The organism is Kibdelosporangium banguiense, assembly GCF_017876405.1.
Classification (GTDB): Bacteria; Actinomycetota; Actinomycetes; order Mycobacteriales; family Pseudonocardiaceae; genus Kibdelosporangium; species Kibdelosporangium banguiense.
This window is the reverse complement of sequence record NZ_JAGINW010000001.1, coordinates 7,088,837-7,103,968: the sequence shown is the minus strand read 5'-3', so window position 1 is coordinate 7,103,968 and position 15,132 is coordinate 7,088,837. Positions and strand designations below refer to the sequence as shown.

Sequence of the window (15,132 nt, the reverse complement as noted above, 5' to 3'; positions counted from 1 at the left end):
GGGGGATTACATGAGGGAAAAAGCACGCCCGTCGCTCAGACGCATGGCGTGGTCGGCACTTGCGGCGGTCCTCGCCGCCACCGGGATCCAGGTGATGGCGACGGTCAATGTCGCGAGTGCCGTGCAGACAACGCAGTGCACGACGCCGGTGAACATCTTCGTCGGCATGTCCGCGGATCCGGGACTGACGCTGCGCAAGCACAAGGAGCCCATCCAGGGCTACAACGACTGGGCACCCGAACAGGGTGTCGGCTGGGGATGGGACAACCGGTTCTTCACCGGGCCAAGCGGTTACGTCTACTTCATCGACACCGACGGCTCGCTCAACCGCCACCAGTGGACCCCGACCGGCTGGGCCAACAACGGGGTCAGTGTCCGGGCCGGCACCGGCTTCGCCGAGTGGAACTCGGCCGCCAGCCGCTATCGGATCACAGTGGACACCAACAACCACTTCTACTACGTCAGCCCGAACGGCGAGCTGACGTGGGGCGCGTACGACGAGGCCACAAAGGTCTGGACCAAGCGGGTCATCGCGACCGGCTGGAACAAGTACAACCAGGTGTTCGCCGCGGGCGACGGCGTGATCTGGACGCGCGACGCGAGCATCGACAACGGCGCGCTTCTGCGCTCCCAGTACGACTACCGGACCCAGACCTGGACGCAGCAGCCGACCAAGGTCGGCGCGGGCTGGAACGGTTTCAAGCAGATCGCCTCCCCTGGTGGCGACGTGATCTACGGCATGAACCCCGGCGGCGAACTGTGGGCCTACCGCTGGCTGCCCGCGGAGAACCAGTGGGCGCTCAACTCCCTCATGCACACCGGTGAGAAGGTCAGCAACTGGACCGGCACCGACGAGTTCGCCCCGGCGGTCGACAGCTGCCGGCTCACCGGCAACTTCGCGGCCGACGTGCAGTGCAGCCCGGAAGCCAACGTCTGGGGGCACTTCAGCAACAACGCGTTCCGGCTCAAGCCGCACACCGAGCCGGAGACCGGGTACTCGGCGTTCAACACCGACCGGCACATCGGCAACGGCTGGAACATGCGTTTCATGGCCGGCAACAACGGATACAAGTACCTGATCCTGCCCGAGGGCAAGCTGAACCGGCACCAGTGGACCTCGACCGGCTGGGCCAACGGCGGCATCAGCACGGAGATCGGATCCGGCGACGCGTGGAAGGGCTGGGACAACGCGGCCTACCACTTCCGGATCACAGTGGACACCAACAACGACTTCTACGCTGTCCCGGCCAGCGGGAACCTCGAGCGCCGCGTGTACGACGACTTGGCCAAGACGTGGCAGACCGAGGTCCTGGACTCCGGCTGGGGCAAGTACGACCAGGTGTTCGCCGCCGGCAACGGCGTGCTCTACGCACGGGACAGGAACGTCGGCGACGGAACCCTGTACCGGTACCACTACGACTCGAAGAACCGCCGCTGGCTCGACTACGGCACGGAGGCGGGCGTCGGCTGGAACTTCTACAAGCAGATGGTCTCCCCCGGCGCGGACATCATCTACGGCCTGGAGTTCGGCTACGGCGTCCAGTGGTACCGCTTCGACCCGGCTGCCAAGCAGTACGTCGCCAACGCCGAGGGCGTCACCCGCAAGTACCTGATGTGGTGGGAGAACGCCCAGGAGATCACCGCGGACATCGACGCGTGCAAGCTCACCAACCCGGTGACCGTGACCCCGCCCGCCACAACCGCGCCCCACAACGAAAAGGCGCAGATGATCTACAACTCGGCCGCGCAGCGGCTGGAGGTCGGGTTCGTGGGTGACAACGGCATCCTGTACCGGGGTTACCAGGGCTCGGCCGGCAGCGAGTCCATCGAGTTCCAGGCCCTGTCCGGGTTCCAGAACTTCACCGGGCGGGCCGCGCTGGCCTCCCGCCAGGACGGCAAGCTGGTCGCACTGGGCCGGGGTACCGACTCGCAGTCGCGTACCTACACCCAGGCCACCGCCGGTGGCACCACCTGGACCGGGCCGACGGATCTCAAGGGTGCCATGGCATCCAGCCCGATCCTTGTTCGTGGCTCGAACAACCTGCTCACGGCGTTCGCTGTGGACAGTGCCGGCCAGCTGTGGTTCGCCGAGCAGTTCGACGCGGCGGGCGCGTTCAAGCCTTGGCGCAAGGCGACGAACACCGGCACCTACACGATGTCGGAAGACTTCTCGGTGGTGCCTAACGGAAGCAGCTTCGATATCGTCTACCGTAGCGCGTCCAACGCCGTCGCGGTGAAGAAGTTCACCAACGGCGCCCTGGCACCTGCTCGTGTCGCAAGTGGACTCACGGTCGGCGGGATCCCGGCCGGGGTGACGTTCGCGGACGGCCTCGTCCAGGTCGTCGCCCGTGGCGCGGACAACAAGCTGTACACGCAGAAGGAGACCGCGTCCGGCTTCGCCGGCTGGACGGACATCAGCGGGACGCAGACGTTCGCCGGGTCGCCTTCGGCCCTGCTCAACGTCCACGGCATCGTCGAAGTCGCGGCGCGCGGCTCCGACGGCAACATGTACCGCGGTGGCCAGACCGTTCCAGGTGCCACCACCTGGCGAAACTGGCACACCAACTTCGACACGGCGGCAACCGATCCCATGCTCGCCGCGGCGGGCGGTACCGAGCAGCGAGTGTTCTTCCGCGACAACAACGGCAACTACTACCTGTGGCAGGTTCCCGCCTACTCGTCGACGACTCTGCGATCGGCGCAGGCGTCCAAGCAGGACGAGCCGATCAAGGTGATCAAGGGCAATGACCCGTCCCGGTAGGTGACATCGAACCAAGAGGGGGCCTCGTTCGCGAGGCCCCCTCTTGCTTGTTCTGCCTGTCAGGCAGACATGTCAGGCGCCGGGTCGTCGCGGAGGCGGCTGTAGAGCAGGCCGTCGCGCCATTGGCCGGCGCGGAACTCACAGGAGCGGATGACGCCTTCGAGGTGGAACCCGGCTTTTGCCAGCGACTTCTGTTCGGCGATGTTCTCGGGGTGGGTGCCGGCTTGGATGCGTTGGACCGGCGTGTGGTGGAAGAGGTAGTCGCAGAGCATTGCCTGGGCGCGCCAGCCTATGCCCTGGCCTCGCCATTCGGGCAGCAGGGCGATACCGATCTCCCAGCCGGTGTGAGGGCTGGTCCGCCAGGTGACGATCCCCGCTGTGTCCGGACCGGTGGTGACCATCAGTCTGCTGTCGTCCGCGCCCAGATAACCGTCGAGGGCGAAGCGGCGGGCCGGTTCCTGGGCGTCCCGGAAGCCGCGCCAGTCCAGGCCGATCAGGCCCGGTTCTGCTGCGAAGCGGCGCAGCAGGGCCAGATCGGTCTCCGCCACCGGCCTCAGCTCGATCTCACTCATTCGCCGACTCTATTGGGACGAACCGAGAATGGTGCGCATCGCCTTGAAATAGGGCGGGGCTGCCACTGTTCCGCCGAAGGCGCCGTGGCCGCACGTTCCTATGTGGACAGGGTTGCCGGGACACAGCTGACCTGGTGTCGAACTGTCGGCGAAGACAAGCGACGAGACGGCGTAGTTGTCCGTACCACCGACGAAGGCGACGGACTGGTTGGTCTGTGTGGTTCCCGTCTTGCCGATTCCAGGACGCGTCCAGCCTGCCGCGTGTGCCGAGGCCGCGGTGGTGCCGCTGACCGTGTCCTGGCTCAGACCGGTCATCAAAGTGGAGGCGATGTCAGGGGCGATGGCCTGTTCGCAGGCGGGGGCGTTGACCGGCACCGGGTGACCCGCCGAGTCGGTGACCGACAGGATGGGGGTCGGTGGGCACCAGATTCCGCCGCTCATCAGGGTGGCGGGCACGTCGGCCAGCTCAAGCGGGCTGACCGGGCTGTTGCCCAGGGTGAACGACGGCTTGTCCTGGAAGTACTGGGTCTGTGTCTGGCTGTACTGGGTGTTGGCCGAGCCCGGATCGGGCTTCTTGCCGACATCGTTGGACTGCATGGTCGTGCGCAGGCCGAGACGGGAGGCCATGGCGACGACGTCCGGCAGGCCCACCTTGGTCTCCAGGCCCACGAAGGCGGTGTTGGGCGAGGTGGCGAGGCCGTTGGTGAGCGTGATCGGGTCGGCGTAGTCGCCGTCGTTGTGCACTGTGTAGCACTTCTTGCTGCCAGGCAGGGGGAAACACTGGCTCGGCGGGTTGGGCAGGGGCGTGTCCAACCTCGCCGCGCCGGATTCCAGGGCCGCCGCGGCGGTGAAGATCTTGAAGACCGAGCCCGCGCCGAACGGGTCGCTCACCTCGGTCACGAGGTTGCGGGTGGTCTGGCCCTGCGCCGCGTCCGTGCCGAGGTTGCGGTTGGCGACCAGGGCCAGGACTTCGTGGGAGGTGGCACCGGGCGACACGATGGCCATCGTGTTGGCGACGCCGGACTGGGTGGTCGGCACGTTCGCGGTCACCGCGTCCTTGGCGGCCGCGCTCACCCGGCTGTCCATTGTGGTCTTGATCACGTAGCCGCCGTTGGACAGCTTCGCGGGGTCGAATCCGGCGGACTGCAAATAGCTCAGGGCGTACTGGCAGAAGAATCCGGCGTCCGGCTGCGCGCTGAAACACGTACTGGCCGGGACGTCCGGACCGGTGACGCCCAATGGCGCGGCTTTCGCCTGAATGGCCGCATTCTGGTCGATCGCGCGATTCGTGACCATTGCGTCGATTACCGTGTCACGCCTGCGTTTCGCGTCGACCGGATGCGTGTAGGGATTGTACGTGGTGGGATTGTTGACCATTCCGGCCAGCAATGCGGCCTGCGGCACGGTCAACTGCGCCGCGGTGGTGCCGAAATAGGCGTGCGCCGCCGCTTCGACGCCATAGACCTTGCCGGTGAACTCCACGACATTGAGATAGTCGGTGAGGATCTCGTCCTTGCCGAGATTCTTGTCCAGCTCGATGGCGGTCCGGGCCTCCCGCAGTTTCCGGGTGAGGGTGTCGGCCCGGTCGGCCATCTGGGCGGCCTTGTTGTCCTTGTCGACCACATTGACCAGGTAGTTCTTCACCAGCTGCTGCGTGATGGTCGACCCGCCCTGCTGAGAGCCCCCGACGGAGTCGTTGATCGCGGCCCGCAACAGGCCGCGCGGATCGATTCCGTGCTCCTGGTAGAACCGCCGATCCTCAATGGAGATTAAAGCGTTCTTCATGGTCTGGGAAATCTGATCCGAGGTGACCGGAAGCCGGTACTGGTCGTACACCTCGGCGATGGGTTTGCCGTCCCGGTCGGTGATCGTGGTCACACCCGGCATATCGGCGGAAATACTCGCCGGGGTGATCTGGACGACGGAATCACTCACATCGGCGGCAACCTTGCCCACTCCCGCGGTGACCGGCAGAAGAATACCCGCGACAAGCCCGCCGGCGACCACACACCCACCCGACAGCTTGATCAGATTTCGACTCGCTCCCACTGCACCCAAAGTACGCCGCCGTCAACCGGCAGAGTGGACGAAGCAGGCATTTCCGTAACAGCATTTCGCGGGGTGGCCGCCGATCGGCGGCCACCCCGCGAGAGCCCGGTCAGGAACGGACGAGCCTGGCGATGGCGTCGCTGGCCTCACGGACCTTCACGTCCGCGTTCTCGCCGCCCTGGGCGATCGCGTCGGCCACGCAGTGCTTGAGGTGCTCGTCGAGCAGGCCGAGCGAGACCGCCTGCAGTGCCTTGGTGGCGGCCGAGATCTGGGTGAGCACGTCGATGCAGTACTCGTCGTTCTCCACCATTCTCTGCAGGCCGCGGATCTGGCCTTCGACGCGCCTGAGCCGCTTCAGGAAGGCCTCCTTGTCCCCGGTGTATCCCCGCATGTCTTCCTCCTCGCTCGGCCCGACTGACCAAGCCTAGCTGCTGCCTACCGCGTGACGCTGCGGAAACCACGCAGCCGCAAGCTGTTGCTGACCACGAAGACCGAGCTGAACGCCATCGCGGCGCCGGCGATCATCGGGTTGAGCAGGCCCGCGGCGGCCAGCGGCAGCGCGGCCACGTTGTAGGCGAAGGCCCAGAACAGGTTGCCCTTGATGGTGCGCAACGTGCGGCGGGACAGGCGGATCGCGTCCGCCGCGGCCATCAGGTCGCCACGGACCAGGGTCAGGTCGCTGGCCTCGATCGCCACATCCGTGCCGGTGCCCATGGCCAGGCCCAGGTCGGCTTGGGCGAGCGCGGCGGCGTCGTTGACGCCGTCGCCTGCCATGGCCACCACGCGGCCTTCGGACTGCAGCCGCTTGACGACGTCGACCTTGTCCTTGGGCAGGACCTCTGCTGTCACCTCGTCGATACCGACCTCGGCCGCCACAGAGCGGGCCACGGCCTCGTTGTCGCCGGTCAGCAGCACGGGCGTGAGCCCGAGTTCACGCAGTTTCCTGATCGCCTCGGCCGAGGTCGGCTTGACCGTGTCCGCCACCACGAGCACGGCTCGTGCCTGCCCGTCCCAGGCGACGGCCACCGCGGTCTTGCCTTCCTTCTCCGCCGCGGACTTCGCCGCCGCCAAGTCGTCGGGCAGGTGCTGGCTCCACTCCTCCAGCAACGCGGTCCGCCCCACGAGCACGGCGTGACCGTCCACGATCCCTTGTACGCCAAGGCCTTCGACGTTGACGAACTCCTCCACCGGCGGCAGTGTGCCGACCTTGTCCTCAGCGCCACGGGCGATCGCGCGGGCGATCGGGTGCTCGGAGGCGTTCTCCAGCGCACCGGCCAGCCGGAGCACCTCGTCCGCCTCGGCGTCACCGGCCAGGTGAACATCCACAAGGGACATCTGACCGGTGGTCACGGTGCCGGTCTTGTCCAGCACGATCGTGTCGATCCGCCGGGTCGACTCGAGGACTTCCGGCCCCTTGATCAGGATGCCGAGCTGGGCGCCCCGGCCCGTGCCCACAAGCAGGGCGGTCGGCGTCGCCAGGCCCAGCGCACACGGGCACGCGATGATCAGTACAGCCACCGCCGCGGTGAACGCCGCAGCGACGGAACCGCCCGCACCCAGCCAGAACGCCAGCGTGCCGACGGCGAGGGCGATCACGATCGGCACGAACACCCCGGAGATCCGGTCGGCCAGCCGCTGCACGGCCGCCTTCCCGGTCTGTGCCTCTTCCACGAGCTTGGCCATCTGCGCCAGCTGCGTGTCCGAGCCGATCCGGGTCGCCCGCACGAGAAGGCGTCCGCCCGCGTTGACCGTGGCACCGACGACCGCGTCACCAGGGCCGACCTCGACCGGCACGGACTCGCCGGTCAGCATGCTCGCGTCGACCGCCGAGCTGCCTTCCTCGATCACGCCGTCGGTCGCGATCTTCTCGCCTGGCCGGACCACGAACCGGTCCCCCACTTTGAGGGCGTCGACCGGGATACGTTCCTCGCGGCCGTCGCGCAGCACGGCGACTTCCTTCGCACCGAGCTCAAGCAGCGCACGCAACGCCGCGCCGGCCCTGCGCTTGGACCGCACCTCGAAGTACCGGCCCGCCAGGATGAACGTGGTCACACCGGCCGCGACCTCGAGATAGATGTTCGCGCTGCCGGACATCCGCTCGATGGTCAGCTCGAACGGGTGCTTCATCCCCGGCGTGCCCGCTGTGCCGAACAGCAACGCGTACAACGACCACGCGAACGCGGCCAGCGTGCCCATCGAGATCAGAGTGTCCATTGTGGCCGCACCGTGCCGCAGATTCTGCCACGCCGCACGGTGGAACGGCCACGCCGCCCACACCACGACCGGCGCCGCGAGCGTCAGCGCGATCCACTGCCAGTAGGTGAACTGCAGGGCCGGGATCATCGACAACGCGATCACCGGCACCGACAACACGGCCGCGCCGATCAGACGCTGCCGCAACGGCCGCGACGGGTCGTCCTCCTCGACAACCTCAGGCTTGACGGGCTGCGGCAGGGTCGCGGAGTACCCGGCCGCCTCGACCTGCTCGACCAGCACGGCCGGGTCCACGTCGCCTGGGAATGTGACCTTGGCCTTCTCGGTGGCGTAGTTGACCGTGGCGGTCACGCCGTCAAGCTTGTTCAGCTTGCGCTCGATCCGGTTGGCGCACGACGCACACGTCATGCCGCTGATCGCGAGCTCGATCTCCTGAGCGGCCACCGGCTTGGGGCTACGGACATCAGATGTCATGACTGTCTCCTCCTTGCCTAATCAGCGGCCGTGGCCGTCATCTACGTGAGTACTACCCGTTTCCGGCGCGCCCGCCGTGCTCACAGTGAAGTCGGCGGTACGCACTTTGCCTTCGTGCTGAAAGTCCAGGAACAGCCGGTAGGTACCCGTAGAGGGTACTTCGGCGAAGAATGTGATGACCGGTCCCGGCTTGGCGTTGCTCTCGTCCGGGTGGACGTGCAGATATGCCAGGTCGCCGCCCCTCAGCGCGACCAGATGCCCGTAAGCACCCAGGTAGGGCTGCAGATCGGTGACTTCGCGGCCGCCCTTGCGCACGGTCAGCGTCACCTTCGACGACTGGCCGGGAGTCAGCCGGCCGCCAAGCGTGACCTCGTAGTCGTCGACCTTGGACACCGTCGACGGCTGATATTTCGCCGGCTGGAAGTCACCAGGAGCAGCCAGGTCGACACCCAGCGTCACATTCTCGCCGCCGGTGGGGGTGAAATCCCCGAACGCCCGGTAGCTGCCCGGCTGAGCCGGCCTCAGCGGCACGGTCCACGTGCCGTCCGCGGCCATTTCCGGGTGAACGTGCTGGAAGTCCGCGGTGTCGCGGCGGACCACGATCAGGTGCATCCGCTTGTCGTGCTCGACGTCGAAAGCCGTGACCGCCGTGCCGTCGGATTTGACGATCTTGAATGAGAACGGTGCCACTGCTCCGGGCGTGAACGTCGTACTGGTGGGCGTGAGGGTGTAACCGCCCCTGGACGACGCCAGACCCGCAGGTTCCTCGAGTTGCCGAGTCCCCGCGACGGTGCCGCTGTGAGTGTCCCCGTGCCCGGCGGCCTCAGCGCTGGGCGGGCCGGCCTGGCCGGCAAAGGGACCGACAGCGGAGCCGATCACCCAGCCGCCACCGGCGACCAGGGCGAGCGCGACACCGTAGGCGGAGAGCCTCCCTGCAGTGTTCATGACCATCCCTTCTGGTACCGGCACCCAGAGTACCCCCTACCCGTATTGGGGTGTATCGCCGTGGCGCCGACATCAGATATACCCCATGGGGGTATTAGGAAGCAAGGTCAGGCCGGGAAAGTCCAGGACCCGCCGCCGGTCACGGACATGGTGACCTCGGCAGGCCGCCGGCTGCCGAAGAAGACCGGGGTGTGCCGGTCGAAGCACGGCGCGGCGGAACACGCCTGGTCCCAGGGGACGTCCGGCCAGTCCTGGGGACGGGTCGTGCGGCAGGGCGTCGTTGTGGCACACCGCCCCTCGGTGGTGAAGATGATCCGCGCACCGGGCTCGGTCAGGACGCCGTTGGCCAAGCGCTGCAGGTACTCGATCCGGGCGAGGTACCCCGCACGGGTGTACGGCGTGGCGTTGAACTCGTTGTTGTTGCGGCCGTAATGGTTCATCTCGACGTCGTAGAAGTACGACATGGCCACGCCGTCCCGGTCGACCACGTGGTCCAGGTTCCAGCGGTACGCCTGCTGGCACCAGGCGGCGTCGAACGACTCGGCCCAGCACGGTTCACCGAGGTGATTGCCGTACACGGGCACGGTCCACGCCGAGTTCGTGACCGCTCCCCCGGGCAACTTGTTGGCGCCGAACACGAATCGAGTGCCCTGCGGTGAGGTCACCTGCCAGTATTCGCCGTCGTTGTCGCCATTTTGCGCATCGTGCAACAACTCGGCAGTCCAGCCATCGGCCCTTTCCACGTACCATCTGCCGGTCTTGTCGTCCAAGACAAGATCACCGGTCAGACCGGGCAGCTCGATGTCCATGCGCCGCAGGGATTCCGGGCCCCAGCACTTGTCGCCGGTCTTGACGGAGTTCGTACCACCCGGGTCCTCGGCGCACGGCCGGAACGATCGTGCGATGAAACCGGACTGCGTCTCCGCCGGGGCGTTGTCGCTGCTGGGCATGGAAGTCAGCGCGAATCGCGCGCCGCCTGGCCCGGCCGGTAGCTCTGCGGTGATCTTCCCGGCCGCGATGTCGTTGCGCCAGGCCACCGGCTCGGGCGGACCGCAGACACCGGCACAATCCCGCATTCGCACGACATTCAGCCTGCTGGCGTAATCACCGCCGAAAGCGTTCCGGAAACCGGAATAGTCCACTTCGACGGCCACGGTCACCGGCCCGGCGCCGCCGTCGGCCCGCCGCACCTCGAACACCATCCCCGCGATCCCGGCCTGCCAGGCGACTTGCTGGTCGAAGGTCCTGATCCTCAGCTCAGGACCGTCCGGCTGGGCGTACCGGATGTTGGCGACCGTCTGCCCTGGCAGGGCGAGACCGGAGGACGGCTGTGGCCACCGGATGTCCCCGCGTCGCGCTTCGGCGTGCCCTGGCAGCGACACCAGCAACGCACATACCAGCGCAAAGAACGATCGAACGCGCTTCACGGAGCCTCCCCAACAGTCCGTGCGGCCACAGGAGCAGCGTGGCAGCACGGCGTGGCAGGAACGTGACTGATTCGTGGACAAAACCAGGTCCCTTGCCCCCACGAGGTTGTGGGCTTTGGAACAATGCGGTCAGCCGCGCGTCGGGAGGACTGGGTGGAGTTCAGCGTCCTGGGTCCGTTGGAGGTACGCGAACAAGGCAGGCTGATAGCGCTCGGAGCCCCCAGAATCCGGACTGTGTGCGGGATTCTGCTGGTCCGCCCCGGGCAGCTGGTCAGCGCCGAGCAGTTCGTCGACGAACTGTGGAGCGATGACCCGCCGGCCGAGGCGCGGGCGTTGGTCCGGGGGTATGTCTCCAGGCTCCGGCGTGCGCTGCCGTCGGGTTCCGAGCGGATGCTGACCCACCGGCCCGGCTACCGGCTGCGTGTCGAGCAGGACGAACTCGACCTCTACCGGTTCGAACAACTGGTCGGCGACGCCCGCACAGCCAGGGCCGCACGGGAACCCGGGCAGGCCGCGGAGCTGTACCGCGAGGCTTTGGGATTGTGGCGCGGTGATCCCTTCGCGGATGTGCCGCACACGCCCAGCATCGCGGCCGCTGTCACCCAGTTGATCGAGCGCCGGCTCACGGCCGTGGAGGAAAAGGCCGCCGCCGCACTGGATGCCGGGTGGGACGAGGAGGTCATCACTGAGCTGACCGAGTTCGTCATGGCGCACCCGTTGCGCGAACGCCCGGTCGGCCAGCTGATGACGGCGCTCTACCGCACCGGCCGTCAGGCCGAGGCTTTGGCGCAGTACCAACGGATCCGCAGCAGCCTCACCGAGGAACTGGGTGTCGATCCCGGGACCGACCTGCAGCAGCTGCACCTTGACATCCTCAACGCCGACCCCGCGCTCGAACAGCCGCCCGCGCAACAGCCCGTCCAGGTGATCCCCGCCGCTCTGCCGCCCGCGATCCCGGACTTCACCGGCCGGGACGAGGAACTGGCTACGCTGTGCGGCAAACTGACCACGTCGGCCGGAGATCACATCGTGGTGATCTCGAGCATCGTGGGCATGGGCGGTATCGGCAAGACCACCCTCGCCGCACGTGTCGCCCACGAAGTAGCCGGTGACTTCCCCGATGGCCAGCTGTGGGTGAACCTGCGCGGTGCGGAGACCATGCCACTGGAACCCGGTGACGTGCTGGCCCGGTTTCTGCGTTCGCTGGGCGTGCCCAACCGCGCGATCCCGGGAGACCCCGTCGAACGCGGGGAGATGTACCGCTCGATGCTGACCGGCCGCAAAGTGCTGGTCGTGCTGGACAACGCGGCGTCCGAAGAACAGGTCAGGCCGTTGCTGCCGGGTGCCGCGACCTGCCGGGTGGTGATCACCAGCCGCGCCCGGCTCACCGGAATCGAAGGCGCGCAACGGGTCGAGCTGGATGTCTTCCCCGCCGACGAGGCCGTCCGGCTGCTCGCCCGGATAGCCGGTGACGGCCGGGTCGGCAGCGAAGGCCAAGCAGCCGCGGACATCGTGGCACTGTGCGGCGGTCTGCCGTTGGCAGTACGGATCGCCGGGGCACGCCTGGCGGCGAGACCGGCGTGGCAGTTGCGGCACTTGGCGCAGAGACTGGCTGATCAGCGTCGGCGTCTCGACCAACTGGCCGCCGGAGATCTGGCTGTCCGGGCCTCACTCGCGTTGAGCTACCGGGGCCTGGCCGGACAGCCACGCCGGTTGTTCCGGCTGCTCGGCCTGTTCGACGCGCCCGACTTCCCGCCGTGGCTGGCCTCGGTGATCCTCGAATGCCCGCTGGACGAGGCGATGGAGTACGCCGAAACACTGGTGGACGCCCAACTGCTCATCGTGTCCGCGGCCGACGCGGCCGGGCAGTACCGCTACCGGTTCCACGACCTGGTGCGGCTGTTCGCCTCGGAATGCGCCGCCGCCGAGGAGAGCGAGGCAAGCCGCGAGCGGGCCGTACTGCGTGGCCTGGGCGGCTGGCTCGCCCTCGCCGAGCAGATGGCGGCGCGGATTCCCGGGCCGTGCTACGCGTCCATCAGCGGACCGGCCGACCGGCCGCCGAGCAACGAGATCCTGGCTGAACTGGGCGAAGTGGACTCCGGCAACTGGTTCGACGCCGAGCGCACGGCGTTGCTGGCCGTGGTCGGTCAGGCCTGCGGTCTCGGCCTGGCCGATCTGGCCTTCGACCTGGCCGGCTGCCTGGAGAAGTACTTCGACCTGCGCGGTATGTACCCGGACTGGGCCGCCCTCAACGCCCAAGTGCTGGCAGTGTGCCAAGAGCAGGGCAACCTGCTCGGCGAAGCGGTGATGCTGCGTGGACTGATCGACGTCAACACCTGGATCACCGACGGGCGGGAGCGGGACGCGACGGCCAGGCAGCACGCGGAATCCTTCCGCCTGCTGCAGATGTTCACCGAGCTCGGGCACCGGCAGGGCATGGCCGACGCCGCCGTCATGTGCTCGTGGGCGTTCACCGCCGCCGGTTCGTACGAGCAGGCCGTCGAGATGGCCACGCAGGGGCTGCGCATGGCCGAGGAGTCCGGCCACCTCGGCGGCGAGATCCGGGCCGACCTCGCACTGGCGGTCGCCCATTTCGAGAACCACGACATCGACGTGGCGATCAAGCACGCCGACAGCGCGCTGAGCAAGGCCCGCACGCTGGGCAACCCCCGGTGCGAGGCGACCGCGCTGCAGTTCGCCGGTATCGGGCACCTGACGCTCGGGCATTTCGAGACCAGCAGGCAGATGCTCAACGAGTCCCTGGAGTTCTCCCGGCTCTACCGGGATTCCTATGTGGAGGTCCTCACGCTGCTGACGCTGGCGCGGCTGTACTTCCACCAGGGTGACGCCGAGGCACGCTCCACAGTGGAGATGTCGCTCGCGCTGAGCCGTGAGTACAACATGAGCTTCCATCTGGCGCAGGCCCTCGAGCTGCTCGGGGAGATCGACCTGGCTGAGGGGAACCACGCCGCGGCCGTCGCTCACCTGGCGGAATCCGTGACGCTATGGCGTAACCGCGGCTGGCACACCTACCTGGCGAGCGCACTCACCAGTCTGGGCAAGGCATACGCGGGCACTGACCCGGCCGCCGCCCGGGAGGCGTTCACCGAGGCGCACACCTTGTTCATCCGGCTGGGCAACATCGCCCAGGCCTCCGAGGCCGAACAGCTCGCGTCGGCTCTGGGGTCCCTCTAGCGGTGCTGTTTATCGCTCGATGGAGTGACTCCGATTGACGACTCTTGATCTGTGCCGCCTAGATGTGGTCAGAACCTTTGTCAGGAGTCTTGTCAGGAAGGACGCTGAGCCATGCGACTGGAGCCCAGCGACCTTGTCGCGTTCGCGGCGGCGAGCCGCGACCACAACCCGCTGCACCTGGACCCCGACTTCGCCCACCACACGCCGTACGGACGGCCGATCGTGCCCGGTGCGCTGCTGGTCGCCACCGCGTTAGGCCGGTTGCCGGCCGAACGGGCGGCCCGGCTGACCCGGATCAGGGCGAGTTTCCACCGCCCGGTCTTCCCCGGCACCGAGTTCCACGTGGCCGACCGCAACACCCAGCTGACGATCATGTGCGAAGGCAGCCGGGCGGTCACCATCGACATCGGCTCCGAGCCCGCTGCCGCCTGTGGTCTGCAGAGCGAGGACTACCAGCCTGATCTCGTCGCGCTGCGGGCGTTGCTGCGCAGACACCGCGCGGACCACCTGCCGGACCGCTTACTCACCTGGCTGGCATGGTCAAGCTGGGCAGTCGGGATGCACACCCGCGGGGCGTTGACCCGGTTAACCCTGGCCGCGTGCCCCCACGTGGAGAGCCGCATCCACGTCCAGGTCAACGACGACCGCGCCACCGTCACCGGCACGTACGCGGGCGCCGAGGGCACATTCCAGGCCCTCAGACACACCCCCGCCCAACCCGTGACCACGGCATCGGTCGGCCGCTACCTCCCGCCCGGCGACGCACTGGCAGGCAAACAGATCCTCGTCGTCGGCGGCAGCCGTGGCCTCGGTGCCGCCCTCGCCGGAACGCTGGCCACCCAGGCCGCCACAGTCTGGGTGCTGTACCGGCACAGCACCGGCCACGCCTCGCGCCTGGCCGCCGAGTTCGGCCCCGGAATCCGGCAGATCCACTGCGACGCCACCGATCTCGGCCGGCTCAGCACCGCGCTGGAGCCGGTCCGCCAGGCAGGCGGCCTGGCCGGCGTCGCCCTGATCGCCACACCACCGCTCAGAGCCCTGGGCATGCACCCGGACGCCGTGCCCGCCCAGCTCGATTTCATCCACACCAGCATGTCGGTCGCGGTCAATCCCCTTGCGGTGACCGGAAAACTCCTCGCCGACTCAGGCGGCTGGCTGGTCCTGGCCTCCTCAGCGGCGATCACCGCCCCGCCCGCGGGCTGGACCCACTACGCCGCCGCGAAGGCGGCTGTCGAAACCTACGCCACAGACTTCGCCCGCAAACGGGCCGTCCCAACCCTGATCATGCGCGCCCCCAAAATGGCCACGTCCCTGGCCGACGGCTCAGCGGGCCGCCAGGAACCCACCCCACCCGAACAGGTCGCCGCCACAGTCACCAACTGGGTCCTGCACAACCGGATCCCGGGCCGTCCGAACAAAGTGGACATCATCAGTTCGGCCGACCAGCTGGTGCAGCCGCAGTCAAGCAACGCCTAGCCGATCTTCCGCCGTGCGC

9 protein-coding genes are annotated in these 15,132 nt (G+C 67.8%); 3 read left to right on the top strand and 6 right to left on the bottom strand.

Annotated features, from left to right (window positions below; genetic code table 11):
* Positions 1-10: 10 nt before the first annotated feature.
* Positions 11-2,761 (top strand): tachylectin-related carbohydrate-binding protein, encoded by a 2,751-nt coding sequence (locus JOF56_RS32920; RefSeq protein WP_209643342.1) that lies wholly within the window; start codon positions 11-13, stop codon positions 2,759-2,761.
* A 59-nt stretch (positions 2,762-2,820) separates the two neighbouring features.
* Here the strand turns inward: JOF56_RS32920 and JOF56_RS32915 are convergent, their stop codons facing one another.
* The 6 genes from JOF56_RS32915 to JOF56_RS32890 form a co-directional block, all read right to left on the bottom strand.
* Positions 2,821-3,333 carry a GNAT family N-acetyltransferase gene (locus JOF56_RS32915; protein ID WP_209643341.1) on the bottom strand — a complete coding sequence of 171 codons (513 nt, stop codon included), beginning with the start codon at positions 3,331-3,333 and terminating at the stop codon, positions 2,821-2,823.
* A gap of 9 nt (positions 3,334-3,342) precedes the next feature.
* Positions 3,343-5,382 (bottom strand): transglycosylase domain-containing protein, encoded by a 2,040-nt coding sequence (locus JOF56_RS32910; RefSeq protein WP_209643340.1) that lies wholly within the window; start codon positions 5,380-5,382, stop codon positions 3,343-3,345.
* 109 nt (positions 5,383-5,491) lie between these two features.
* Positions 5,492-5,773, bottom strand: coding sequence for a metal-sensitive transcriptional regulator (locus JOF56_RS32905; RefSeq protein WP_209643339.1), 282 nt, complete (start codon positions 5,771-5,773; stop codon positions 5,492-5,494).
* A gap of 44 nt (positions 5,774-5,817) precedes the next feature.
* A complete protein-coding gene (locus tag JOF56_RS32900; protein WP_209643338.1) occupies positions 5,818-8,070 on the bottom strand; it encodes a heavy metal translocating P-type ATPase in 2,253 nt (750 codons plus the stop codon).
* A gap of 21 nt (positions 8,071-8,091) precedes the next feature.
* Positions 8,092-9,015 (bottom strand): DUF8832 domain-containing protein, encoded by a 924-nt coding sequence (locus tag JOF56_RS32895; protein WP_209643337.1) that lies wholly within the window; start codon positions 9,013-9,015, stop codon positions 8,092-8,094.
* Positions 9,016-9,122: 107 nt separating this feature from the next.
* Complete coding sequence (locus JOF56_RS32890) at positions 9,123-10,442, bottom strand: hypothetical protein (protein WP_209643336.1); 1,320 nt, start codon at positions 10,440-10,442, stop codon at positions 9,123-9,125.
* 153 nt (positions 10,443-10,595) lie between these two features.
* Between JOF56_RS32890 and JOF56_RS32885 the strand changes: the two genes are divergently transcribed.
* Together JOF56_RS32885 and JOF56_RS32880 are read left to right on the top strand one after the other, a co-directional pair.
* Positions 10,596-13,637 carry an AfsR/SARP family transcriptional regulator gene (locus JOF56_RS32885; protein ID WP_209643335.1) on the top strand — a complete coding sequence of 1,014 codons (3,042 nt, stop codon included), beginning with the start codon at positions 10,596-10,598 and terminating at the stop codon, positions 13,635-13,637.
* A gap of 111 nt (positions 13,638-13,748) precedes the next feature.
* Positions 13,749-15,113 (top strand): SDR family NAD(P)-dependent oxidoreductase, encoded by a 1,365-nt coding sequence (locus tag JOF56_RS32880; RefSeq protein ID WP_209643334.1) that lies wholly within the window; start codon positions 13,749-13,751, stop codon positions 15,111-15,113.
* Positions 15,114-15,132: the final 19 nt, after the last annotated feature.

Excerpts from the sequence above, each read along its gene's own strand:
- JOF56_RS32920 (WP_209643342.1), top strand. The coding sequence starts at position 11 with ATGAGGGAAAAAGCACGCCCGTCGCTCAGACGCATGGCGTGGTCGGCA.
- JOF56_RS32915 (WP_209643341.1), bottom strand. The coding sequence starts at position 3,333 with ATGAGTGAGATCGAGCTGAGGCCGGTGGCGGAGACCGATCTGGCCCTG.
- JOF56_RS32905 (WP_209643339.1), bottom strand. The coding sequence starts at position 5,773 with ATGCGGGGATACACCGGGGACAAGGAGGCCTTCCTGAAGCGGCTCAGG.
- JOF56_RS32900 (WP_209643338.1), bottom strand. The coding sequence starts at position 8,070 with ATGACATCTGATGTCCGTAGCCCCAAGCCGGTGGCCGCTCAGGAGATC.
- JOF56_RS32895 (WP_209643337.1), bottom strand. The coding sequence starts at position 9,015 with ATGAACACTGCAGGGAGGCTCTCCGCCTACGGTGTCGCGCTCGCCCTG.
- JOF56_RS32880 (WP_209643334.1), top strand. The coding sequence starts at position 13,749 with ATGCGACTGGAGCCCAGCGACCTTGTCGCGTTCGCGGCGGCGAGCCGC.